Origin of the sequence: Citrobacter sp. C13, assembly GCF_014596815.2 — a bacterium.
Taxonomy (GTDB): domain Bacteria; phylum Pseudomonadota; class Gammaproteobacteria; order Enterobacterales; family Enterobacteriaceae; genus Citrobacter; species Citrobacter portucalensis.
Window position 1 is genome coordinate 4,464,784 of the sequence record NZ_CP115024.1, and the last position, 22,388, is coordinate 4,487,171.

A 22,388-nucleotide genomic window follows, 5' to 3' on the forward strand; every position below is an offset into this window, starting at 1 on the left:
CTTACGCAACAGTTAGCTGACCCGCATAGAGTATAAAAAAACGCAGCAGCAGTACGCCGGTCAGGCTGGCGCCGCACACTGCCAGCACGCCATGAAACGTCGAACTGCGGTTGGCCCAGGGTTTTAGCAGCATCGGCAGTATCAGCCCAAGCCCAGCCACGCCAAGCCAGAACCACCAGGTCCAGAATCCGCCGCCCAGTGCCGCCGCCAGCGCGCGCATTTTGCCGTCATCGCCCAGCGCCAGACCGACGAAGAACGCCGCCAGCAGGAAGATCTCCAGCCATACCACCGGGACTTCCATGCGGTGCACAAAGTGCGCTTCGGTGCTGTGCGGGTTGCTACGATGGCGTAACGCCATGGCGATCAGCGCCACCGCGGCGCCGGAGGAGATCCCAGAGAACAGGAACAGCACCGGCAGGATCGGGTTATTCAGGAACGGGTAAGATTTCAGCGCCGACAGCAGGAAGCCGGTGTACGCCCCGAGCAGAACCGCCAGCACCAGCATTAACGTCTCAAGCGCACGATGGAAAGGCCCGATCAGCGTCAATACTTTCTGCACGATACCTAACCGCGGCAGCCAGCGCTGTTGCAGGGCAATCACCTCTTTTTCAAAGATTTTTGCCAGCCACAGCACTAACACCACCATGTACAACTGGAACAGCATGACCCCCATTGACATCACCGAAGTGAAGCTGTAGTGGAACATCAGTTTCCAGAAAGTCCATGGACGCGTCAGGTGGAACACCAGAATTAACAGACCGAGGATAATCGCCCCCGGTCCTAACACCAGAGTAGTGCGCAGCAGCGTGCTGTCCGAACCGCCCGCCTCCGGATGGAAGCGACGCAGCAGAATCGCCAGCGTGACCAGTCCGGCAGAGATACCTATCAGGAACAGATAGATGGCAATGGGCCAGTCCCACACCAATGATTCAAAATGAAATGCAGAAGCGGATGTCATTGGCTCACCTCCCCAAATTTAAAGGGAACGCGGTAGACCTTCGGTTTTGTACCCAACGCCAGCTTGTAACGGTAGGTCGTTTTCTGCTGCAACAAACGGGAGATATCGCTGTTGGGATCGTCCAGATTACCAAACGTCAGCGCCTTCGTCGGACATGACTCAACGCAGGCGGGCTGTTTGCCCGCTTTCAGGTTGGTTTTCCGGCAGAAATCGCATTTATCCGCCGTTTTGCTCACCGGATGGATAAAGCGCACGCGATAAGGACACGCGGCGATGCAGTACTGGCAGCCAACACAAAGGTCCGGGTTCACATCCACAATGCCGCTGGCGGCATCGCGATACGATGCCCCCGTCGGGCAGACGTCAACGCAGGGAGCGTGGTCGCAGTGCTGGCACGAGTGACGGAAGAAGCGATACTTCACATCAGGAAACGTACCCTGTGGCTCACTGCGAATAATCGTCAGACGCGATACGCCTTCCGGCACGTTGTTGACTTCGCGACAAGCATCCATACAGGCCGTACAGCCGATGCATAATGACTCATCATGTACCATACCGTAACGCACGCCGTTGATGTTCAGCGTCTTCGCCACAACGCGCCTCGCCGTCCCGCTCACTGCCACCAGCGCGCCGACGCCGGTGATAAACTGGCGACGAGAGCAACTCATGGATGCTCCTTAAGCAACGGAATCGACGCCGGGTTAAAGTTCGGATTGTTACGCTGATCGCTGTGGCAATCGACGCAAATCTTGATCCGTCCTTTATCGCTCAGCGTTTGCATCGTGTCTTGCTTCGGATGCAGTGAGTGACAGCTGGCACACGCCACTTTGGTTACGTGGACATCGTGCGGCCAGAACGCTTTTTGCAGCTGCTCAGGCAGGTGACAGGACATACAGACGCTGTTCTGCTGCTCCACGTTGTACATCGGCTCATTAAAGCGCATCACATCTTTCACCCCTTCACGGTGGTTCGGTGACGGCTGGCCGTGACAGTTGGTGCAGGTGACCGGCAGTTTGTTATTCGGGTTGATGACTTCCGCATGCTTACCATGCATGCCTTCGGTATCTGGCTTGTGACAGTCCAGACAGGCGGCATCCGGATTACGCTGTTGGGTAACCGTCCAGCGTTGATCCGACTCCTGCGGCGTTGGCGTGGCAGTGATTCCACTCAGGCTCCATAACAGGCCTGACGCCAGCACCCCAGCAGTTAATAACGAACGTAATACGCTCATATTCACTCCGTTGAGTTATCCGCCCCTTGCGGGGCGAAATGGGGTTATTGGCTTAACAGACCGTTTTTACGCGCCTGTTCTTCCCACTGCGGAATCACCGTTTTGATGAAGTCCTGCTTCTCAGCATTGATTTGCTGCATGTTCAGACCAATCGCCGCCTGGGCTTTCTCTTTGGTCGAGATATCCGGCAACGGAATTTCATGCGTGATGCCTTTGGTCGCCAGCAGACGGACCAGTTTGGTACGTGCGTCAGCGGCTTTATCCAGTGCACTACCCAGCATCCGCAGGCCTTCTTCCGGGGCGTGCATGTGAATGCCGTGTGAGGCGATAGACAGGTCCCAGCGCCATTGTGCGTGACGGATATCTTCCAGAATCGGCTTCATTTCCGCTTCGGTTGCGCCCGCATCCCATGCGGCTTTCGCTTCGAAGTGCGCACGCACCAGCTGATCTTCAACCTTGATTTTCAGGTCATGAATGGCCTGTTTACGCTCGGCGACCACTTTTTGCAGGGACGCTTTGTCCTGGGTGTGGCAGTTCGCGCAGGTCTGAGGGAAGTTATCGAACGGATTACCAATCTTATGGTCGGTGTAGATCTTGCCTTCCGCGTTTTGCACTTTCGGCATGTGGCAGTCGATACAGGTCACGTTGTTCTTGCCGTGAATGCCCGCGCTCCAGGTCTCATACTCCGGGTGCTGCGCTTTCAGCATCGGCGTTTTAGACAGGGAGTTGGTCCAGTCAGAGAAAGCAATGTTGTCGTAGTATTTCTCCATGTTCTCGACTTTCATGCCGTCGTCCCACGGGAACTTAACGGCTTTGTTTTTACCGTCGAAGTAGTATTCCACGTGGCACTGGCCGCAGACCATGGATTGCTGGTCAAAGCGACCGGCTTTCTCAAACGGTTTGCCGATGGTTTCCATCGCGCGTTCTGCATAAGGACGCGACAGGGTCAGTTCCGGCTTGCCTTTGGCGAAGTCTGGTGACGCGGTGTTATGGCAATCTGCGCAACCGAGGTTGTTAACAATTTCCGGGCCGCCGCGCGCCCATTTACCGTGGAAGTAGCCATCTTCGCCGTCTTTCTGGATAAGACGCGCTACGTCCGGGCTTTTACAGCTCCAGCAGGCCATCGGCAACGGACCATCTTCTGCCGTTTTTGGTGCGCCGGTACGTAAGGTTTCACGCACATCAGTCACGGCATACGCGTGTCCCCGCGGTTTGTTGTAATCGCGCGAGAATGGATATCCCGCCCACAGGATCACCAGACGCGGATCTTCTGCCAGCGCATCTTCACGGGCTGATTGCTCAGACGTGGCTTTCCAGGAGAGATATTGATCGGGATGCTGAGGCGCGAAGGTTTCATTCTTCGCTTCAACGGTGACGGTTTTTGCGGGTACAGGAGTTTGTTCAGCGTGAACAGCAGAGATAAATAATAAAGGTAATAACAGGCTGAAGAAACGGCGTACGCGTGATTTTATCCTTGCCATAGGGGTCTCATCCAGATGACGCCATTATCTGCAATGGCGATTCTTTTATTGTTTTCCATAACAGCAACCACACGAATACTGTTATGACATTGCTCCACCCTATTTGTAACAAGAAACCACACTGGAAATGTTGTTTTTAATCAATTGTAAGTGTATGTAAAATACCACTTTAGAGTTATAACACCCCTCTAACCTCTCACTCTTTCGTCTAATTCAGAGACAGATCACCTTTTCAACAATCCTTTAGATAACTACATGTTATCGCGAGAATTAATCAATTTTTGCTAGTTCCCTTCAAAATTCAGTTTGTCGCTAATTTGCACAATTCGTTTATTGCGTGATCTGCCGCGCAAATCCTAAACAAAACTCTCAAAGCCCCTACATTTAACGTTTATGAGACATATTATTAACATCCTACAAGGAGAACAAAAGCCATGAGCCAAATACATAAACACGCTATTCCCGCAAACATTGCGGATCGTTGCCTGATAAATCCGGAGCAGTACGCAGAGAAATACCAGCAATCCGTTAACGAACCCGACACATTTTGGGGCGAGCAGGGAAAGATTCTCGATTGGATCAAGCCGTACAGCCAGGTGAAGAACACCTCCTTCGCACCAGGCAACGTGTCTATTAAATGGTACGAAGACGGCACCCTGAACCTGGCCGCAAACTGCCTTGACCGCCATCTGCAGGCAAACGGCGATCGTACCGCCATTATCTGGGAAGGCGATGACGCTACCCAAAGCAAAAACATTACCTATCGCGAGCTGCATCGCGATGTCTGCCGTTTCGCCAATACGCTACTGGATTTAGGCATTAAAAAAGGTGACGTGGTGGCCATTTATATGCCGATGGTGCCAGAGGCTGCGGTTGCCATGCTGGCCTGTGCCCGCATTGGGGCCGTGCATTCTGTCATCTTCGGCGGTTTCTCACCGGAAGCCGTCGCCGGACGTATTATCGACTCCAATTCACGCCTGGTGATCACCGCCGACGAAGGCGTACGCGCCGGACGCGCTATCCCACTGAAAAAGAACGTGGATGATGCGCTGAAAAATCCAAACGTGAAAACCGTTGAACATGTGGTCGTCCTCAAACGTACCGGTGGAAAAACGGAGTGGCAGGAAGGCCGTGATCTGTGGTGGTCCGATCTTATCAAGAAAGCCAGCTCAGAACACCAACCGGAAGAGATGAACGCGGAAGATCCGCTGTTTATCCTGTATACCTCCGGTTCAACCGGAAAGCCGAAAGGCGTGCTGCACACCACCGGCGGGTATCTGGTCTACGCTGCAACCACCTTTAAGTACGTGTTTGATTACCATCAGGGCGATATCTATTGGTGTACCGCTGACGTGGGTTGGGTAACCGGGCACAGCTACCTGCTGTACGGCCCGCTGGCCTGCGGCGCAACCACGCTGATGTTTGAAGGTGTGCCAAACTGGCCAACGCCTGCGCGTATGTCGCAGGTTGTGGACAAGCACCAGGTCAATATTCTGTATACCGCACCGACCGCCATTCGCGCCCTGATGGCAGAAGGCGACAAAGCGATTGAAGGTACTGACCGTTCGTCGCTGCGTATCCTGGGTTCCGTTGGCGAGCCGATCAACCCGGAAGCGTGGGAGTGGTACTGGAAGAAGATCGGCAACGAAAAATGCCCGGTCGTCGATACCTGGTGGCAGACCGAAACCGGGGGATTCATGATCACCCCACTGCCGGGCGCTACCGAGCTGAAAGCCGGTTCTGCAACCCGTCCGTTCTTTGGCGTACAGCCTGCGATTGTCGATAACGAAGGTAATCCGCTGGAAGGCGCGACCGAAGGCAACCTGGTGATTACCGACTCATGGCCAGGCCAGGCGAGAACCCTGTTTGGCGATCATGAACGCTTTGAGCAAACCTACTTCTCTACCTTCAAGAATATGTACTTCAGCGGTGACGGCGCGCGCCGTGACGAAGATGGCTATTACTGGATCACCGGACGAGTGGACGATGTGCTGAACGTCTCCGGCCACCGTCTGGGAACGGCCGAAATCGAATCAGCGCTGGTGTCGCATCCGAAGATTGCCGAAGCCGCGGTGGTGGGGATTCCGCATAATATTAAAGGCCAGGCGATCTATGCCTACGTCACGCTGAATCACGGTGAAGAGCCGTCACCTGAGTTGTACGCCGAGGTTCGCAACTGGGTGCGTAAAGAAATTGGCCCGTTGGCAACGCCAGACGTGCTGCACTGGACCGACTCACTGCCGAAAACCCGCTCCGGCAAAATCATGCGCCGTATTCTGCGTAAAATCGCGGCGGGCGATACCAGCAATCTGGGCGATACCTCGACCCTCGCCGATCCTGGCGTCGTGGAGAAACTGCTCGAAGAGAAGCAGGCCATCGCGATGCCATCATAACCTTAACCGTGAAATGCCCGATGGCGCGCTGCTTATCGGGCCTACAAACCCTATCCCTACCCCTCCCCTGACCGGGAGGGAAATATAAAAACCCTCCCCCAAAGGATTTCGCGTTGCAGGGCTGCGACAGCAGTCAGGTCATGCCTGCTGCGCGAAAGACGAAGGGGACCTCTGGAGAGCTCTGTGATGAATGACAATATTTATCAGCGGATAGAAGACAGTGCGCGTTTCAGGGAGTTAGTTGAAAAACGGCAACGGTTTGCCACCATTCTTTCCATCATCATGCTGGCAGTTTATATCAGCTTTATTTTATTGATTGCCTTTGCGCCGGGCTGGCTGGGTACTCCGCTACACGCGGGAACCAGCGTCACCCGCGGTATTCCGATTGGAGTCGGAGTGATCCTCATCTCCTTCATCCTGACCGGGATCTACATCTGGCGGGCAAACGGTGAATTCGATCGCCTGAACAATGCGGTTCTGCACGAGGTTAAAGCATCATGAAGAGAGTCCTGACGGCGCTTGCCGCCACGCTGCCCTTCGCCGCAAACGCGGCGGATGCTATTAGCGGTGCAGTCCAACGCCAGCCAACCAACTGGCAGGCGATTATCATGTTCCTGATTTTCGTCATCTTTACGCTCGGCATTACCTACTGGGCGTCTAAGCGCGTTCGTTCGCGTAATGACTACTACACCGCCGGCGGTAATATCACCGGTTTCCAGAACGGGCTGGCGATTGCGGGCGACTATATGTCGGCGGCATCGTTCCTTGGAATTTCCGCGCTGGTGTTTACCTCCGGTTATGACGGGCTGATCTATTCACTCGGCTTCCTGGTCGGCTGGCCAATTATCCTGTTCCTGATTGCTGAGCGTTTGCGTAACCTGGGTCGTTACACCTTTGCTGACGTTGCGTCTTATCGTCTGAAGCAAGGGCCAATCCGTATTCTGTCCGCCTGTGGTTCCCTGGTGGTGGTTGCGCTGTATCTGATCGCGCAGATGGTTGGTGCAGGTAAGCTGATTGAGCTGCTGTTTGGTCTGAACTATCACATCGCTGTCGTATTGGTTGGCGTGCTGATGATGATGTACGTTTTGTTTGGCGGCATGTTGGCGACCACCTGGGTACAGATCATCAAAGCCGTACTGTTGCTGTTCGGTGCCAGCTTCATGGCCTTTATGGTGATGAAACACGTCGGCTTTAGCTTCAATAATCTGTTCACCGAAGCGATGGCGGTACACCCGAAAGGCTCAGCCATTATGAGTCCGGGCGGACTGGTGAAAGATCCGATCTCCGCGCTGTCGTTAGGTCTCGGCCTGATGTTTGGTACGGCAGGCTTGCCGCACATCCTGATGCGCTTCTTCACGGTTAGCGATGCCCGCGAAGCACGTAAGAGCGTGTTCTACGCCACCGGTTTTATGGGTTATTTCTACATCCTGACCTTTATCATCGGCTTTGGCGCAATCATGCTGGTAGGTGCTAATCCGGCGTACAAAGATGCTGCGGGCGCGCTGATTGGCGGTAACAACATGGCGGCGGTTCACCTGGCGAATGCGGTAGGCGGTAACCTGTTCCTCGGCTTCATCTCAGCAGTGGCCTTTGCCACCATCCTGGCGGTGGTTGCCGGCCTGACGTTGGCGGGCGCATCGGCGGTTTCTCACGACCTGTACGCCAACGTATTCCGTAAAGGCGCAACTGAACGTGAAGAGCTGCGAGTCTCGAAGATTACCGTACTGGTGCTGGGCGTGATTGCTATTCTGCTCGGCGTGCTGTTTGAGAACCAGAACATCGCCTTCATGGTGGGCCTGGCGTTTGCTATCGCGGCCAGCTGCAACTTCCCTATCATTCTGCTCTCCATGTACTGGTCAAAACTGACCACGCGTGGCGCAATGTTGGGTGGCTGGTTAGGCCTGCTGACGGCGGTTGTGCTGATGGTGCTTGGCCCAACGATTTGGGTCCAGATCCTCGGACACGAAAAAGCCATTTTCCCGTATGAGTATCCGGCGCTGTTCTCCATCAGCGTAGCATTCCTCGGGATCTGGTTCTTCTCAGCCACCGACAACTCAGAAGAAGGCAACCGCGAACGCGAGCAGTTCCGTGCTCAGTTCATCCGTTCCCAGACCGGGTACGGCGTAGAACAAGGTCGCGCGCACTAACCTCCCTTCTCCTCCGGCTTTCGGGCCGGAGGATTACATCCTTTCTCAGAACATCAGCCTCGCCACCAGCGGCGCTACCAGCACCATCACCACGCCAGAAAGCATCATCACCAGACTGGCAACTACCCCCTCTTGCTGACCGAGTTCATAAGAGCGAGCCGTGCCTGCACCGTGCGATGCTGCGCCAAATCCTGCGCCTTTCGCCATCCCTTCACGAATGGAAAGCCGTAAAAACAGCACATCGCCGACCGCCATACCAAATACGCCGGTCACCACCACGAACAATGCCACCAGGTCCGGCTGCCCGCCCAACGGTTCTGCTGCCGCCAGCGCAAACGGTGTGGTGACGGAGCGCACCGCCAGACTGCGTTGGATCTCATCAGGCAACATAAACAGGCGCGCCAGCCATACGGAACTGGTGACGGCCACCAGCGTTGCCGTTACCACGCCCGCCGTCAGCGACATCCAGTGACGCTTAATCACGGCAAGGTTGTCATACACCGGAACGGCAAAGGCGATGGTAGCCGGGCCTAACAGCCACAGCAACCAGTGCGATTCACCAATATAGTTTTGCCAGGAGATATGGCCGAAAACCAGCATCAGCACCAGCAGGGCCGGGGTGAGAACTAATGGCATCAGGGGTAATTTACGAAAACGGCGATACAGACGCTTATTGGCAAAGTAGATACCCAGCGTAATCACCAGACACAATACACTTAACTGGAAATTACTCACGGTTTAGCCTGCGCATTTCATAGCGATACACTTTATCCACGACCCACGCCGTTGCGCCGAGCACCATCAGCGTACTGATCGCAATCACGGCAAATATACGCCAGCCATCAACCAGCAACAGCTGCGTGTAGTTCACAACGGCGACCACCGCCGGGACAAAAAACAGAAGCATTTCAGCCAGTAACCAGCGAGCACCTGCGCGAATCCAGTTCAGCGGGATAACCCGACAGACAATTAACGCCAGCATCAGCACCATCCCTACCAGGTTGGCAGGAAGCGGCAGATGCAGCCAGGAGACAAGATATTGAGCAAATACAAAGAGACCTGCATACAACAGAACCTGAACGGGGATCTGGAGTCGATGAATAACGGCAGGCGTCACGCGGCTTATCGCCACAGCCATGAGGGTATGTCCTTAAAAAATAGAGAGCGCCAGTATAGAGAGCCCCCGTCCAGGACTGAAATGAATTAAACTCATTGCAGGCATAGTCTTAAGGAATAATCATGGATATCAGAACGCTGAGATATTTTGTTGAGGTGGTTCGTCAGCAGAGCTTTACCCGCGCAGCGGAGAAGCTTTTTGTCACCCAGCCCACCATCAGCAAGATGTTGAAGAACCTTGAAGACGAGCTTAACTGCACGCTGTTAATCCGCGACGGTCGGCGACTGCTGTTAACCGACACCGGGCAGGTCGTTTTCGAACGCGGCCTGGCGATCCTTGCCGAGTTTCGCCAGCTTGAAGCGGAACTCAGTGACATTAATCACCTCAACAAGGGCGTGCTGCGCCTCGGTATCCCGCCCATGGTGGGGATGTTGATGGCCGGGCCGATCGGCCTGTTTCGCCAGCGCTATCCCGGCGTGGAGCTGAAGGTCTCTGAATTTGGCGGCTTAACCGTTCAGCAGGCGGTAATGAACGGTGACCTGGATGTCGCGATGACCGCGCTGCCGGTTGAAGAAGAGAGCGGTCTGGCAACCCTGCCGCTTTTTAGCCATCCACTCTGCGTGTTGGTTCCTCGCTCCGGTCAGTGGACAACGTGCGAATCCATTCCCCCTGAGGCGCTGGCGGAACATCCGCTGCTTATCTACAACGAAGATTTCGCGTTGAGCCGCCAATTGCTTGAGCTGTTTAGCCAACACAACGTCAAGCCCCGCATAGCGGTGCGCAGCGGGCAGTGGGATTTTCTGGCGGCAATGGTACAAGCCGGAGTCGGGATTGCCATTTTACCGGAGCCGATTTGCCAGCGCCTGGATAAGCAAACTCTGCGCTGGATCCCTCTGGAGAGTGATTTGCGCTGGCAGTTGGGCATGATTTGGCGCGAAGGCGTTTATCTGTCGCACAGCGCCCAGGCGTGGCTCAAATGCTGTGAAGGATTTTGGCTACCGCAAGCGTCGTAAAATGCCGGATGCGGCCTACATCGGTATGCTGGTCTTGTAGGCCTGATAAGCGTAGCGCATCAGGCACGTTCACCCGCATTAAAATCCATTATTTCACCTGCCCAATCTTGCGGGTACAAACCGTGCCTCACATCACGATGAAATGTTGAAAAAGGCCAGTCCTGTACCTGCTTTACCCAACCGTGCTTCACCGGGTTAATGTAAATATAATCAACATGCTGGCGATAATCATGTTCATCACGAATGGTGTGCTCCCAAAAGCGAGATTGCCAGATATGTCGGGAAGACAATGAGTGGGTGAAATGCTTCTTAATTTCCCGCCAGCGAGAGGAATAATCCGCATCATTGTCAGGTAACGTCCATATGCAATGCATATGCTCGGGTAAAACGACCCACGCATTAATGCGAAAAGGCCTAACCTTTTTGACCTCAGCGATTGCACACCGAAGCGCGTGAATGTTGGCAGTCAGAAGATGGCTTCGACGGTCCTGCAGATTTACCGTAAAAAACTAGGTTCCCCCATTGATGTAATTTCGTCGATAGTTGGACATGTTTCCCCCTTTCCTCAACCGTATGGAGAAAAGAGGGAATCAACAAGAGGGATGGATTCGTTCAGGAAAGCCGCTCGCAAATTACACGATGAATAATTTCTTGCAGCCAGTTGCGCGCCATTTGGCACACCTTTCGCCGGATGCGGTTAGCGCCTTATCCGGCCTACATCGCTGTTGCCGGTCTTGTAGGCCTGATAAGCGTAGCGCATCAGGCACACCTTTCGCCGGATGCGGCTAACGCCTTACCCGGCCTGCATCGCTATTACCGATCTTGTAGGCCTGATAAGCGTAGCGCATCAGGCACACCTTTCGCCTGATGCGGTTAGCGCCTTATCCGGCCTGCATCGCTATTACCGATCTTGTAGGCCTGATAAGCGTAGCGCATCAGGCACACCTTTCGCCGGATGCGGCTAGCGCCTTATCCGGCCTACATCGCTATTACCGATCTTGTAGGCCTGATAAGCGTAGCGCATCAGGCACTACCGTTTACTGAGTCTCGATCAACAGCGCTTCCAGCAAATCCAGGTCGTGCAGTAATTTTTGCAGCGTTTCATTGCTGATTTCACGCGTGGCGCGCAGGTGATAAAGCTCCGCGCGTTCTGAACGTAGCGCTGCCAGGCGGAAACGCCGTTCGAGGTTTTCTTCCTGCATCGAGCTTTCCACATCGTTGCGCCCGTCGGCGCGTCGGCGCAGGTTACCAATCACGCGTGAACTCACCTCGGTGAGCAACTGGTTATCGATGTTCTCTTCGGTGTCCGCGGCCAGTCGCTCCTCCATTTTCTGGATCGCGACAATCGCCACTTCTGCCGTGGCAGCGCGGGCAATACGTTCCTCTTTCTGCTGCTGCGAGTGGTCTGCCACTTCCAGATGTTGTAGCAGAATCGGCAGCATCACCACGCCAACAAACAGCGAAAACAGGATCACGCCTGCGGCAAGGAAGATCAGCTCATATCGCGCCGGGAAGCCGCTACCGTCTGGTAACAACAGTGGAATGGAGAGCACACCAGCAAGAGTAATTGCCCCGCGTACACCGGCAAAAGAGGCGATCATGATTTCACGCGTCGTCCAGGATCCAAACTCCATCGGTTTTTTCTTCAGGAAGCGCAGACTGAACTTTTTCATGGTCCACAGCCAGCCAAAACGTACCAGCATTAGCGCCACGTAAATCAGCACGACATCGGTAAACAGCATCCAGATTTCAACGTTCGGGTCGACCTCTGCCGCCGCCAAAGAAGACTCCAGAATTCCCGGTAACTGTAGCCCTAACAGCAAGAAGACCATGCCGTTAAATACAAACTCCAGCATCGCCCAGGTACTGTTAGCACGTAAACGCATCGCCAGCGGCGCGCGGCGCATCACCCCGGAACGGGTGATCGTCATCCCGGCAGCGACCGCCGCGAGGATACCGGAAACGCCGATATGTTCCGCAATCAGGTAAGACGCAAACGGCAGCAGGAACAGCAGGACGATTTGCGTTGCCGGCTCGTCACCGCCCCAGCGGCTGAGGAAGCGCAGGGAGCGGCCGTACAGCCAACTGACGACAAAACCAGCCAGGATGCCGCCAATCGCCACTTTGAAGAACTCAAGCGTTGCGCCACCAACGGTGAATACCATCGTGCCCATCGCCACGGCGACGGCAAACTTCAGAGAGACCAGACCGGAGGCGTCGTTCATCAACGCTTCGCCCTGCAGGATACCCATGATTTTCTTCGGTATACGTCCCTCTCCCACAATGCCGGAAAGTGCGACAGCATCGGTTGGCGATAGCACAGCAGCCAGCGCAAAGGCTGGGATGAGAGGGATCCCCGGCACTAGCCAGTAAATCATAAAGCCAATGCCGACCACCGTGACCAGTACCAGCGCCAGCGCCAGGCCGAAAATCTCTCGCCCGTGCTCGAGAAACTCACGCGTTGGCGTCTTCCAGCCATCGGCAAAGAGCAGCGGCGGGATGAACAGAACCAGGAACAGCTCAGGATCGAATTCCACATGCAAACCAAACGTCGGCCACGCCAGCAAGGCGCCGATGGCGATCTGCATAAGGGGTAAAGGAAGTTGGAAGGGCAATACGCGAGTAAATACCCCCGACAGCGAGACCACAAGGGTCATGATGAGTATGGTGAAAAAGATTTCCATGCGTTCCCTGTTTGCGATGTTTCTTATGATTGCTAATGAGAGGCGTCGTGCCTCAATTCTATCTAATTGAGAGTAACGCAAAAGACAACGAGTGTGTTCTGAAAATGAAAACGGGCGGCCAAAGCCACCCGTTTTTAGGATCGTCAGGAAATCAGAATCAGATAGCCCAACCGCCGGCGTAGAAGGCCACCAGCGCGATGGCGATCACCACTGTGCCGATGTTCAGTTTGCGCCATTCACCAGAAACGATGCGGCCAATTACCAGGGTGGCAAAGCCAATCATGATGCCGGTAACGATGTTACAGGTCAGCACGATAAATACGGCCGTAACCAGTCCTGCCATTGCGTCGACAAAGTCAGCAAAGTCGATTTTCGCGACGTTGCTCAGCATCAACAGGCCCACATACATCAGCGCAGGTGCCGTTGCGTACACAGGTACAAGATAAGAGAGCGGAGAGAGGAACAGGATCAGCAGGAACAACACGCCAACGGTGATCGCCGTCAGGCCAGTTTTACCGCCAGCCGCCGTACCCGCTGCGGATTCAATGTAAACCGCCGCCGGAGCTGCACCCACCAGACCAGAGAACACGCTGCTCAGGGAGTCAGTGGTCAGCGCTTTGCCACCGTCAATAATCTGTCCGTCTTTATCCAGCAGATTCGCCTGTCCGGCTACCGCGCGGATGGTTCCGGTTGCATCGAAGACAGCGGTCATGACCAGCGCCAGCACGCTCGGCAGGACAATCGGGTTCAGTGCACCCATGATATCCAGGCTGCCGATCAACGAGTTGCCGTTTTCATCACTCAGAGACGGCATAGCAAAAATGCCGGAGAAATGCACGGCCGGGTCGAAAATCAGACCAACCACGGAAATACCGATAATGGTCAGCAGAATGCCACCCGGTACTTTCAGTTTTTCGAGGCCAATAATCACCGCCAGACCAATCAACGACATAATGACCGGGAAAGTATCGAAGTCACCCAGCGCAACCGGCAGGCCGTCCAGCGGGTTCTTAATCACCAGGCCAACACCGTTTGCCGCAATCAGCAGCAGGAACAGGCCGATACCAATCCCCGTGCCATGCGCAACGCCCTGCGGCAGATTGCGCAGGATCCAGCTACGGATACCGGTCGCGGAAATGATGGTAAACAGGACACCCATCAGGAACACCGCCCCCAGCGCAACAGGCACGCTAATATGTTGGCCCAGCACCAGGCTGAATGCGGTAAACGCGGTCAGAGAAATGGCGCAACCAATTGCCAGCGGCAGGTTTGCCCACAGGCCCATCACGATTGAACCGACGCCTGCGACCAGACAGGTCGCCACAAATACAGCAGCAGGCGGGAACCCGGCTTTACCCAGCATCCCCGGAACCACGATAACGGAGTAGACCATGGCCAGGAAGGTCGTTAATCCGGCAACGACTTCCTGACGAACGGTACTGCCGCGGAGCGAAATTTTAAACCAGGCGTCGAGTGAACCGCCGGTACGCGCTGAAGGCGTAGACATAGAAAACATCCCCTGAGAGTTTATTTTTTCGTCATTATGCGTGCTGGACAATCCACTGCCTGCTAAACGTTTTCTCCATGTGCCAGGTTTGCGTCAATAGGGGTGTCGCAAAAAAGCAAACGTTTAGCTCCGCGCATAAAAAACGGGTGGTAAAAAAAAGCAAACGATTATCCAGCGATCATACGCTGGTTTTCAACTGAACTTTGCCGCTTTTTACTCATTTCTTCTTATAACGCGCAAGAAATAACCAGTCGATGCGCAAACGTTATCGTCAATGCGCAATTTGGCAACAAATTTCGCGGAGTTATTACAACATCGGCGTGTTTATTTCGCGCAACTCGCGCAAGAAAACAGGTGAAGATGCATAAAATTTTTTGGCTAAAAAATCACCATTTCACTGGCAAATGGAGGGAGGTGGCTTACACTTACATTATCAACACAGGCCGGAACCTCCCCTAATGTGCTCGACTGAGGGGTGTTGATGTCGGGGGAAACCCTCCCGTGAACCAGCGGGATAGAGTGAAAGACAAAGACCGGAACCAAACTAAAGCGCCCTCTGTGGCGCTTTAGTTTTATATCCTTCATACCCGTCACATATTTTAAACCAATTAATCATCTTCCAGCAGGCGCGCTCCGGTCCCCTGCTCGCCAAGCTGATCGCCTGGGTTACGCAACGGGCAATCGCTGCGTGACAAGCATCCGCAACCAATACACCCATCCAGCTCATCGCGTAGCGCCACCAAAGTATGAATACGTCGGTCCAGTTCTTCACGCCATTGCGAAGAGAGCTGCTTCCACTCTTTGGCACTGAGTGAATGCCCTTCAGGTAATACACCTAACGCGTCACCGATCGTGGCCAGCGGGATCCCGATGCGTTGAGCAATCTTGATTATCGCGACGTAACGCAACACATCACGTTTGTATCGCCGCTGATTGCCGCTATTGCGCATGCTACTGATTAACCCTTTGCTTTCATAGAAATGCAGGGTCGATACCGCCACGCCGCTACGCCTGGCGACTTCACCTGGCGTGAGCAGCGCTTTTATCCGGGGTAATTTCTTTTCCATAAATCGCTTTACCTCAAGTTAACTTGAGGAATTATACTCGCCCACAGACAAAACGACGAATCGAATACTGAGAAAGAGGCAGCCCTATGTCCCATCAGCAGATTATTCAGACCCTTATTGAATGGATTGATGAACATATCGATCAACCGCTGAACATTGAGGCGGTGGCGAAAAAATCAGGTTACTCGAAGTGGTATTTACAAAGAATGTTCCGCACGGTGACGCGCCAGACATTGGGTGACTACATCCGCCAGCGTCGACTTTTGCTGGCCGCCGTTGAACTGCGGACGACTGAGCGACCTATTTTTGATATCGCGATGGATCTTGGTTATGTATCGCAACAAACCTTCTCGCGCGTGTTTCGCCGCGAATTTGATCGTACTCCCAGCGACTACCGCCACCGCCTGTAAGATCACTGCCCGCTCTGCGTCAGTATAGCGGGCGACCGTTGTACCCAGTGCATGAACTCCTGCGGCGGTAGCGCCTTCGCAAAATACCAGCCCTGACAATACTGTACGCCTCGCTCAAGCAGCCATTCGATTTGCTCCTTCGTTTCCACCCCTTCTGCAATTGTCTTCAGGTGTAAGCTTTGCGCCATTTCGATGATATGTTCGGCAATCAGGTGACTGGTGCTGTTACTGGACAGCGTGCTAATAAACGATTTGTCGATCTTCAGGATATCGATATTCAACGCGGACAAATTATGTAGATTGGAATATCCCGTGCCAAAATCATCAAACGCCACTTCATAACCCGCCTTGCGGAACGCCTGGATTATTGGGGTCATTTTATGTACATCTATGAACCCACGCTCGGTCACTTCGACTTTAATTTGCTGGGCCGCCACGGAGTACTCACGATTTTTGTCGTTAATCAGAGCAATCAATCGGGATGAATGAAAGTCAGAAGCGGAAAGGTTAATCGAGATAGAAAGCTGAGGATGCGCCGAAAGAAAATACCCCAAATCGTTGAACACCTCTTCAACGACATAATCCGTGATCCGCTCAATCATTCCCTCTTTTTCAGCCAGCGGAATAAACTCCGTCGGGCTCATCACCTCACCTTTACAACCCGGCCAGCGCAACAGAGCTTCAGCACCAACACATTGCCCATTCTTAATATCAATGATCGGCTGGTAATGCAGGCAAAGCTGACGTTTTTTGATCGCGCGTTTTAATAAGCGCCGGGGAGATAAGTATTCCTGGCGCGTGCGCCACCACATTAGCAGTATCAGGATGCTGCAGATAATCCCGAAGGGAATGGTTAATGCCGCCTCGTGATAGAAAATCTGACTTACGCGGTTGTCTGAGGTCGACACAATAATCGCAATTGGACGTTTTTCTGAATGCACGATGGTGTAGAAGCGATCGTCTTGTTGAAAGGTCGAGGCTTCACCGCGTATGAGCGGCGCGAATTGCGCAATATTTGCCGCTTCGCTGGCAGAGAAAAACGTATCTGTTACTGTGTCATACACGCCCCAGGAGAGATCCGGATCATCTGACATGACTTCGCTGTAGGACAATGGATTGATGACTGCGACGTAGTTCCCGCGTTGCATGTACGTCATTCTGTAGCCAGCGAAAAAAGGGGTATCGCGGTAGTAATAGATGGAGATATCCGGCGTACGTTTATAATCGGCTGTCGGCATAATATAAGTAACAGGCGGCGCCATCGACGTAGAGCACAAAAAGTGATCGCCCTGCGCATAAATTAGCTCACTGATATATAAACGACCGCGAATAATATTTAGCATACTTTTCTGATGTGCCGGGGTACACATCTTACCCTGATACAACTGGGCCATATCACGCGCCAAATCAGCTTGTAGGATCACCAATTCTGTTTTATTTAACACCAGTTGAGCAAAAGAGCGGAGTTGGCTATGGGTTTCGGTCATCGCCCGGATGTGTGCAAACCATATCGCCAGCACCACGGGGAACAATACCACCATGAATGTTCCCAGGAACTTCAGCAGCTTGCGTCGCGCTCTGTGATTCATGTCAGCCCTATTTCCCTGTTTCGTATATGCCAGAACCCATCAAGGCAGGATGCTATAAACACCGACTGATTAAGTTGCATGAATCTATCAGTATTAGCAACAGACTTCTCTATGTAAAAGTCTGATAATAGTTGATGATGATATTATTTTTCCGTAAGGCAAACTTAAAGTCATGCTTATTTCATAACGTTATTATCCCCAAGGAGTAATTTTTTATGAGCATTATCCTGGCTGCGTTTAAGAAATTCATTAAAGTTTTTTAACGTTTAATTTAGGATAAATATAACAAGTAGATTAAATGCATGTTTAAAGCATGGTTATTTTTTATCAACCCTTCATTAAATAAAGCCACACATTTAGAGTGGTTTTTGCCCTACAAAAATAACGTCCAATAGTGGTGAACAAACGACCAGTTGTGATATAGTTCACAAAAATCATGTAACAGAAACAATGTTTCATTCATGTTATTGCCCGTCGATAGCCAGAGTATCACACCCTCGGTGAACACCCCCGCGCTGTCCTGGGCATCCAGACTTTCTGAGGACGTTTTTCATGGCGACAATAACAACTGGCGTGGTTCTTCTGCGGTGGCAACTACTCAGCGCGGTGCTGATGTTTTTAGCCAGTACGCTCAATATCCGTTTTCGTAAATCAGATTATATTGGCCTGGCCGTCATTAGCAGCGGTTTGGGGCTGGTTTTTGCCTGCTGGTTTGCGACTGGATTGCTCGGCATAACCCTGGTGGATATGTCCGCTATCTGGAAGAACATTGAAACCGTGATGGTTGACGTGATGAGCCACACACCGCCAGATTGGCCGATGGTGTTGAACTGATCGTAAGAAAGCGTCCGACTGAACCCAGGCTTCAGTCGGACGCTCATTTTTAGGTTAAGTGACCCGATTCAAGGCTATGAACTACCACTCCATACGGAAACCCGCGTTAACCTGCCAGTTCATATCAATGTCACCTCCCGCCGACCTTTCCAGATCAACATACAACCGGGAGTTATTGTTCTGAGTAAGATGGATATTGGTACCTATACCATAGTTGATCCAAGAGTCACTTCCTCCTTCACTCACTTTCAGTAAGGCATCTTTACCCCAAACGATAACATCACGATCGCCAGCAAACTCATGCAGCAAATCCAGCTTCACGTAAATATCGCTATCCGGGCGCGATTCAAACCGATAACCTCCGCGCAATCCGACACGACCAATAACGCTGTCTATATCGTTTTGACGGACTTTCAACCCACTACTGGTGGTATAACTGGCCTCATCCAGATAGGTATACACCAGCTGACCTTGCGGTTCGATAAAAGTAGAGTTTCCTAAGCTAAACTCGCGACCGTATTCTGCACTGGCACTGATTGACCATGTACTGCTATCTGCAAAGCCAGAGTTGCCGTATGTGTTCCTGTAATTGAAGTCACTTTCATGGCGGCTATATTTCAGTACCAAATCCAGGTAATCTAGTTTCTCTGGACGATTCCAGGCAACATAAAGTGAACCACCATAGTGAATCGCCACAGATAATCTAGACACTTCCGAGCCGTTGATAATACTGGTTTTCATATTCTGTCGGTGACATCTGATCGCTAGAACCATGCCGACGCTTACTGTTATAAAACATTTCGATGTAATCAAAAATATCACTGCGGGCTTCTTCCCGCGTTCCGTAGATCTTTTTCTTTATCCGTTCGCGTTTCAACAACTGGAAAAAGCTTTCTGCAACCGCATTATCATGGCAGTTACCGCGACGGCTCATGCTGCCCTCCAGGCCGTGTGATTTCAGGAAAGACTGCCACTCATGGCTTGTGTACTGACTGCCCTGATCCGAATGAACCAGCACCTGTTTTTGGGGATTACGCCGCCATACAGCCATCAGCAGTGCGTTCAGGACAATGTCCTTTGTCATCCGGGATTGCATGGACCAGCCGATAATTTTGCGTGAGAACAGATCAACAACCACAGCAAGATACAGCCAGCCTTCGTGGGTCCTGATGTAGGTTATGTCTGTTACCCAACGCTCATCAGGAGCATCCGGATTGAACTGTCGCTGGAGCCTGTTGGGCGACACGATACTGGCCTCGCCTTTACGTGCCCGCGGGCTCCGGTATCCGACCTGAGCCTTTATCCCGACACGTTTCATCAGTCGCCAGACTCTGTTCACTCCGCACTGTTGCCCGCTGTCCCGCAGATCCAGATGGATTTTGCGATAACCATAGACGCATCCCGATTCCAGCCAGAACTGTTTAATCTGTCCTGTCAGTCTCAGGTCTGCCTGATGGCGTTGAGAATGCGGCTGCTGAAGCCAGGCGTAAAAACCACTGGGATGAACATCCAGCACCCGACAGAGCAGGCGAACAGGCCAGCAACAGGTGTTGTCACGGATAAAGGCGTACCTCAGTCGGACAGCTTTGCGAAGTACGCCGCGGCTTTTTTTAATATGTCCCGTTCGTCGGTAACCCGCTTCAGCTCTTTCTGGAGACGACGGATCTCGGCCTGAGCATCTGACTGTTCTTTATTAGTGGAAGAATCCGGACCGTACTTCTTTATCCAGGCGTAAAGGCTGTGGGTGGTGATATCGAGACGTGTTGCCACGCTGGCAACAGAATAACCGCGATCAACAACCTGTTTGACTGCTTCAGTTTTAAACTCTTCGGGATAACGCTTACCGCTCATGGGCACCTCTCTTTAAGCCATCTTAAATGACTCTGAGGTGTCTGTTAAACCCGTGGCGATTCATAGCTCTTGTTATCGCCAGTACCATAAGTGAAGTCTGCATTGCCTCTCATGTAATGCGCGGCGATCCCTCGCGTCCAGACAGACTCCTCGCCTTCTTCTTTGTTGTCATAGCCGAGTTGCCAGAAGCTATACAAGTTTTTGAAGTAGCTCCCTGTATCACTCTCTATTTCACCACCTTTATAGCGGATCCACAGACCATTTTGCTGCTGGTCCTTGCGGAGTTCGCCTAAACGCTTATTCAGGCTGTCGATTTCAAGACGGGCAGTTGCCATGGCGTAGTTCAGACCGGCATTGGCTATCACGGTGTTACTACCTGCGCTGGCTTTCGTCGAAACACCCGTGATATACCAGTTGGTTCCGTACTGGCTTTGCGGATCGCCTTCACGAATATCAGAACGCAGCAGCGGTTTATAGTCATACACATACTCGTTCGTAATATCGACTTTATCGTACGCTTCGAACGCCACATTACTTGCCGCATCGGCAACCCAGATGTCTTCCTTCAAATCAGTGAGCTTGTTAATATTCAACGCTTCAATCGCATGTGTACCGCCGGTACTACTTTTAACAACCTCAATGAAGTCACTACCGTTGCGTCGTTGCTCATCTGTTTTATTAGTATTGACATCAATTAGGAAAATACCGTTATTCCCTTTCAAATCATGAATTTTAACGGTTTCGTTGATACTCTGGTTGGTATGTAGATTAAAACCATGTAGGTTTACCGTGCCGCCGTCTTTCAGGGTGATGGCACTGATTTCCGCATCTTTACCATCGGGGATCCAGTGGGCATTATTCACCAACGTAAGATTGAGATCGCCGCTCCATTTCCCGATTTTTTCATCAAAGTAATTAGCTTCATGTCCATGCCAGTATGAATCTGCACCATTAAGCGTAATATTCATTTGGCTTGTATTAGAATAAAGCTTATCGCCAAAGTCGAGGTTACCTAATAGATTAACCTTGTTGCCTCCGGCCTGATTAATATTAACGACGCCACCGTCTTTAGCGCTGACCGCATCACTTTTTGATGACCCTTTCGGGTAGCCACTATTGTTCTCCAGGAGTTCTTTAAAGTTACTGGCGTAGGTATTAATGTATATATCGCCACCGTTTGCCGTAATGGTTGAGCCCGCACCCCGCGCATAAATTCCGTTATTGGCCAACGTTGCATCTTCACCCTGTTTGGTGTGCTCAACCTCAGAACGAATGTACACATTGCCGTTGACGGAAACATCAGCGCCATCGCCTGCATATAATGCAGTATTGTTATGTGTGTACTTAGAGCCAATCAGGAAATTATTTTTAAGACTAAAATTGTCGACGGTCACTTTGGTATCATTGCCCTCAGCGGACAACCCAAAGAAGGCTAATCCAGAACGGTGATCCTGCTGCGTGGTCCCACCAATATTGACGTTGTAATTACCAATATGATATTCACCGCCCTGATCACTCGTGATGTTGCCAATCTTGACCTCAAGACCGTTACCTTCACCTCGCACAGGATTATCAACTTTCACCGTAAAATCGTAGTTGTTGTCACCTGCTATCGTATCTTTGATGCTAATACCCGAACTTTCAGGATTATCACCGATGTAGTTTAACTCATAGTTTTTAGCAATTGCTCCGCCAGAATATAGCGCATTACTTATGCTCACTGACAATGCTAAAGGCAATATTACCTTAGCATTATTTTTCCATTGATACATATATAGACTCCGAAACACAAAAGAATATAGAAATATCAAAACGATTATCAAACCCTCACCAATAGAAAGAGATCGGAGAACAATACACTTGTATCAATGATGAATTGACAATCTCAGAGCATTATTTAATGCAAAATATTACGCTGTCAATATTTTGTGACTTATTAAGCACATAAATTTAAGATATTTTATTTGAATTTGATTACTATCAATATTATTATATGCATCTATTAAAATGTTAATTATCCACAGTATTTATATTTCGATTTTTTCTTGCAAAACATTCGATTAATACATATGAGAAAATCGTCAAAAACAAAAAGCCCCATATAAA

Annotated in this window: 19 protein-coding genes and 1 pseudogene; 6 read left to right on the plus strand and 14 right to left on the minus strand. The window is 51.8% G+C overall.

What is annotated here, in order from left to right; all coding sequences use genetic code 11:
- Position 1: 1 nt before the first annotated feature.
- From nrfD to nrfA, 4 genes are read right to left on the minus strand one after another with little or no spacing between them, the layout of a single operon-like run.
- Positions 2 to 958, minus strand: coding sequence for a cytochrome c nitrite reductase subunit NrfD (nrfD, locus tag IB222_RS21375; RefSeq protein WP_003826653.1), 957 nt, complete (start codon positions 956 to 958; stop codon positions 2 to 4).
- On the minus strand, positions 955 to 1,626 hold the full coding sequence (nrfC, locus tag IB222_RS21380; RefSeq protein ID WP_149385236.1) for a cytochrome c nitrite reductase Fe-S protein: 672 nt from the start codon (positions 1,624 to 1,626) through the stop codon (positions 955 to 957). The genes nrfD and nrfC overlap by 4 nt, the downstream gene beginning before the upstream one ends.
- Positions 1,623 to 2,189 (minus strand): cytochrome c nitrite reductase pentaheme subunit, encoded by a 567-nt coding sequence (gene nrfB, locus IB222_RS21385; RefSeq protein ID WP_003826649.1) that lies wholly within the window; start codon positions 2,187 to 2,189, stop codon positions 1,623 to 1,625. Before nrfB ends, nrfC begins: the two co-directional genes overlap by 4 nt.
- Positions 2,190 to 2,233: 44 nt before the next feature.
- On the minus strand, positions 2,234 to 3,670 hold the full coding sequence (gene nrfA / locus IB222_RS21390; RefSeq protein ID WP_148362565.1) for an ammonia-forming nitrite reductase cytochrome c552 subunit: 1,437 nt from the start codon (positions 3,668 to 3,670) through the stop codon (positions 2,234 to 2,236).
- A 434-nt stretch (positions 3,671 to 4,104) separates the two neighbouring features.
- Here nrfA and acs point away from each other — a divergent pair, with 434 nt between their 5' ends.
- From acs to actP, 3 genes are all read left to right on the plus strand, one after another.
- Positions 4,105 to 6,063 carry an acetate--CoA ligase gene (gene acs, locus IB222_RS21395; protein WP_149385237.1) on the plus strand — a complete coding sequence of 653 codons (1,959 nt, stop codon included), beginning with the start codon at positions 4,105 to 4,107 and terminating at the stop codon, positions 6,061 to 6,063.
- A gap of 186 nt (positions 6,064 to 6,249) precedes the next feature.
- Entirely contained in the window at positions 6,250 to 6,564 is a 315-nt protein-coding gene (locus IB222_RS21400) for a DUF485 domain-containing protein (RefSeq protein ID WP_006688274.1), read from the plus strand.
- Positions 6,561 to 8,210 (plus strand): cation/acetate symporter ActP, encoded by a 1,650-nt coding sequence (gene actP, locus IB222_RS21405; RefSeq protein WP_003826641.1) that lies wholly within the window; start codon positions 6,561 to 6,563, stop codon positions 8,208 to 8,210. Before IB222_RS21400 ends, actP begins: the two co-directional genes overlap by 4 nt.
- A gap of 45 nt (positions 8,211 to 8,255) precedes the next feature.
- Here the strand turns inward: actP and IB222_RS21410 are convergent, their stop codons facing one another.
- Positions 8,256 to 8,945, minus strand: a complete 690-nt coding sequence (locus IB222_RS21410) for an LrgB family protein (protein ID WP_003031745.1) — start codon at positions 8,943 to 8,945, stop codon at positions 8,256 to 8,258.
- Positions 8,938 to 9,348: a CidA/LrgA family protein gene (locus IB222_RS21415; RefSeq protein ID WP_003826638.1), complete on the minus strand. Its 411-nt coding sequence runs from the start codon at positions 9,346 to 9,348 to the stop codon at positions 8,938 to 8,940. The genes IB222_RS21410 and IB222_RS21415 overlap by 8 nt, the downstream gene beginning before the upstream one ends.
- A gap of 101 nt (positions 9,349 to 9,449) precedes the next feature.
- Between IB222_RS21415 and IB222_RS21420 the strand changes: the two genes are divergently transcribed.
- Positions 9,450 to 10,340 carry a LysR family transcriptional regulator gene (locus IB222_RS21420; RefSeq protein WP_003826636.1) on the plus strand — a complete coding sequence of 297 codons (891 nt, stop codon included), beginning with the start codon at positions 9,450 to 9,452 and terminating at the stop codon, positions 10,338 to 10,340.
- Positions 10,341 to 10,399: 59 nt separating this feature from the next.
- Here the strand turns inward: IB222_RS21420 and IB222_RS21425 are convergent, their stop codons facing one another.
- From IB222_RS21425 to soxR, 4 genes are all read right to left on the minus strand, one after another.
- Positions 10,400 to 10,834: a transposase gene (locus IB222_RS21425; protein WP_223240925.1), complete on the minus strand. Its 435-nt coding sequence runs from the start codon at positions 10,832 to 10,834 to the stop codon at positions 10,400 to 10,402.
- A gap of 543 nt (positions 10,835 to 11,377) precedes the next feature.
- Complete coding sequence (locus tag IB222_RS21430; protein ID WP_149385238.1) at positions 11,378 to 13,024, minus strand: Na+/H+ antiporter; 1,647 nt, start codon at positions 13,022 to 13,024, stop codon at positions 11,378 to 11,380.
- A 157-nt stretch (positions 13,025 to 13,181) separates the two neighbouring features.
- A complete protein-coding gene (gene ghxP / locus IB222_RS21435; RefSeq protein ID WP_003826632.1) occupies positions 13,182 to 14,531 on the minus strand; it encodes a guanine/hypoxanthine transporter GhxP in 1,350 nt (449 codons plus the stop codon).
- Between the two features lie 608 nt (positions 14,532 to 15,139).
- Positions 15,140 to 15,598 (minus strand): redox-sensitive transcriptional activator SoxR, encoded by a 459-nt coding sequence (gene soxR, locus IB222_RS21440; protein WP_043018085.1) that lies wholly within the window; start codon positions 15,596 to 15,598, stop codon positions 15,140 to 15,142.
- 86 nt (positions 15,599 to 15,684) lie between these two features.
- Here soxR and soxS point away from each other — a divergent pair, with 86 nt between their 5' ends.
- The gene (soxS, locus tag IB222_RS21445; RefSeq protein ID WP_003031731.1) at positions 15,685 to 16,008 is read left to right on the plus strand and encodes a superoxide response transcriptional regulator SoxS; all 324 of its coding nucleotides are present in this window, start codon (positions 15,685 to 15,687) and stop codon (positions 16,006 to 16,008) included.
- A 2-nt stretch (positions 16,009 to 16,010) separates the two neighbouring features.
- Here the strand turns inward: soxS and IB222_RS21450 are convergent, their stop codons facing one another.
- Positions 16,011 to 17,597 carry an EAL domain-containing protein gene (locus IB222_RS21450; protein ID WP_149385239.1) on the minus strand — a complete coding sequence of 529 codons (1,587 nt, stop codon included), beginning with the start codon at positions 17,595 to 17,597 and terminating at the stop codon, positions 16,011 to 16,013.
- Positions 17,598 to 18,149: 552 nt separating this feature from the next.
- On the opposite strand from IB222_RS21450, the gene IB222_RS21455 reads away from it, so the two are divergent.
- The gene (locus IB222_RS21455) at positions 18,150 to 18,431 is read left to right on the plus strand and encodes a YjcB family protein (protein ID WP_003826625.1); all 282 of its coding nucleotides are present in this window, start codon (positions 18,150 to 18,152) and stop codon (positions 18,429 to 18,431) included.
- An 81-nt stretch (positions 18,432 to 18,512) separates the two neighbouring features.
- Here the strand turns inward: IB222_RS21455 and IB222_RS21460 are convergent.
- From IB222_RS21460 to IB222_RS21470, 3 genes and pseudogenes are all read right to left on the minus strand, one after another.
- Positions 18,513 to 19,115 (minus strand): annotated as a pseudogene (locus IB222_RS21460) (autotransporter outer membrane beta-barrel domain-containing protein); the annotation flags it as partial.
- Positions 19,116 to 19,134: 19 nt separating this feature from the next.
- Positions 19,135 to 20,282, minus strand: a protein-coding gene (locus IB222_RS21465; protein ID WP_113772681.1) for an IS3 family transposase whose coding sequence is annotated in 2 segments (ribosomal slippage) — positions 19,135 to 20,045 and positions 20,045 to 20,282 — 1,149 coding nt in all. Because the reading frame shifts where the segments join, the coding sequence is not laid out codon by codon here.
- Between the two features lie 44 nt (positions 20,283 to 20,326).
- Positions 20,327 to 22,054 carry an autotransporter outer membrane beta-barrel domain-containing protein gene (locus IB222_RS21470; RefSeq protein ID WP_223240897.1) on the minus strand — a complete coding sequence of 576 codons (1,728 nt, stop codon included), beginning with the start codon at positions 22,052 to 22,054 and terminating at the stop codon, positions 20,327 to 20,329.
- Positions 22,055 to 22,388 lie beyond the last annotated feature (334 nt).

Excerpts from the sequence above, each read along its gene's own strand:
- IB222_RS21470 (WP_223240897.1), bottom strand. The coding sequence starts at position 22,054 with ATGTATCAATGGAAAAATAATGCTAAGGTAATATTGCCTTTAGCATTG.
- nrfD (WP_003826653.1), bottom strand. The coding sequence starts at position 958 with ATGACATCCGCTTCTGCATTTCATTTTGAATCATTGGTGTGGGACTGG.
- ghxP (WP_003826632.1), bottom strand. The coding sequence starts at position 14,531 with ATGTCTACGCCTTCAGCGCGTACCGGCGGTTCACTCGACGCCTGGTTT.
- nrfC (WP_149385236.1), bottom strand. The coding sequence starts at position 1,626 with ATGAGTTGCTCTCGTCGCCAGTTTATCACCGGCGTCGGCGCGCTGGTG.
- IB222_RS21450 (WP_149385239.1), bottom strand. The coding sequence starts at position 17,597 with ATGAATCACAGAGCGCGACGCAAGCTGCTGAAGTTCCTGGGAACATTC.
- soxS (WP_003031731.1), top strand. The coding sequence starts at position 15,685 with ATGTCCCATCAGCAGATTATTCAGACCCTTATTGAATGGATTGATGAA.
- nrfA (WP_148362565.1), bottom strand. The coding sequence starts at position 3,670 with ATGGCAAGGATAAAATCACGCGTACGCCGTTTCTTCAGCCTGTTATTA.
- soxR (WP_043018085.1), bottom strand. The coding sequence starts at position 15,598 with ATGGAAAAGAAATTACCCCGGATAAAAGCGCTGCTCACGCCAGGTGAA.
- actP (WP_003826641.1), top strand. The coding sequence starts at position 6,561 with ATGAAGAGAGTCCTGACGGCGCTTGCCGCCACGCTGCCCTTCGCCGCA.
- IB222_RS21400 (WP_006688274.1), top strand. The coding sequence starts at position 6,250 with ATGAATGACAATATTTATCAGCGGATAGAAGACAGTGCGCGTTTCAGG.
- IB222_RS21420 (WP_003826636.1), top strand. The coding sequence starts at position 9,450 with ATGGATATCAGAACGCTGAGATATTTTGTTGAGGTGGTTCGTCAGCAG.
- IB222_RS21415 (WP_003826638.1), bottom strand. The coding sequence starts at position 9,348 with ATGGCTGTGGCGATAAGCCGCGTGACGCCTGCCGTTATTCATCGACTC.
- IB222_RS21455 (WP_003826625.1), top strand. The coding sequence starts at position 18,150 with ATGGCGACAATAACAACTGGCGTGGTTCTTCTGCGGTGGCAACTACTC.
- nrfB (WP_003826649.1), bottom strand. The coding sequence starts at position 2,189 with ATGAGCGTATTACGTTCGTTATTAACTGCTGGGGTGCTGGCGTCAGGC.
- acs (WP_149385237.1), top strand. The coding sequence starts at position 4,105 with ATGAGCCAAATACATAAACACGCTATTCCCGCAAACATTGCGGATCGT.
- IB222_RS21430 (WP_149385238.1), bottom strand. The coding sequence starts at position 13,024 with ATGGAAATCTTTTTCACCATACTCATCATGACCCTTGTGGTCTCGCTG.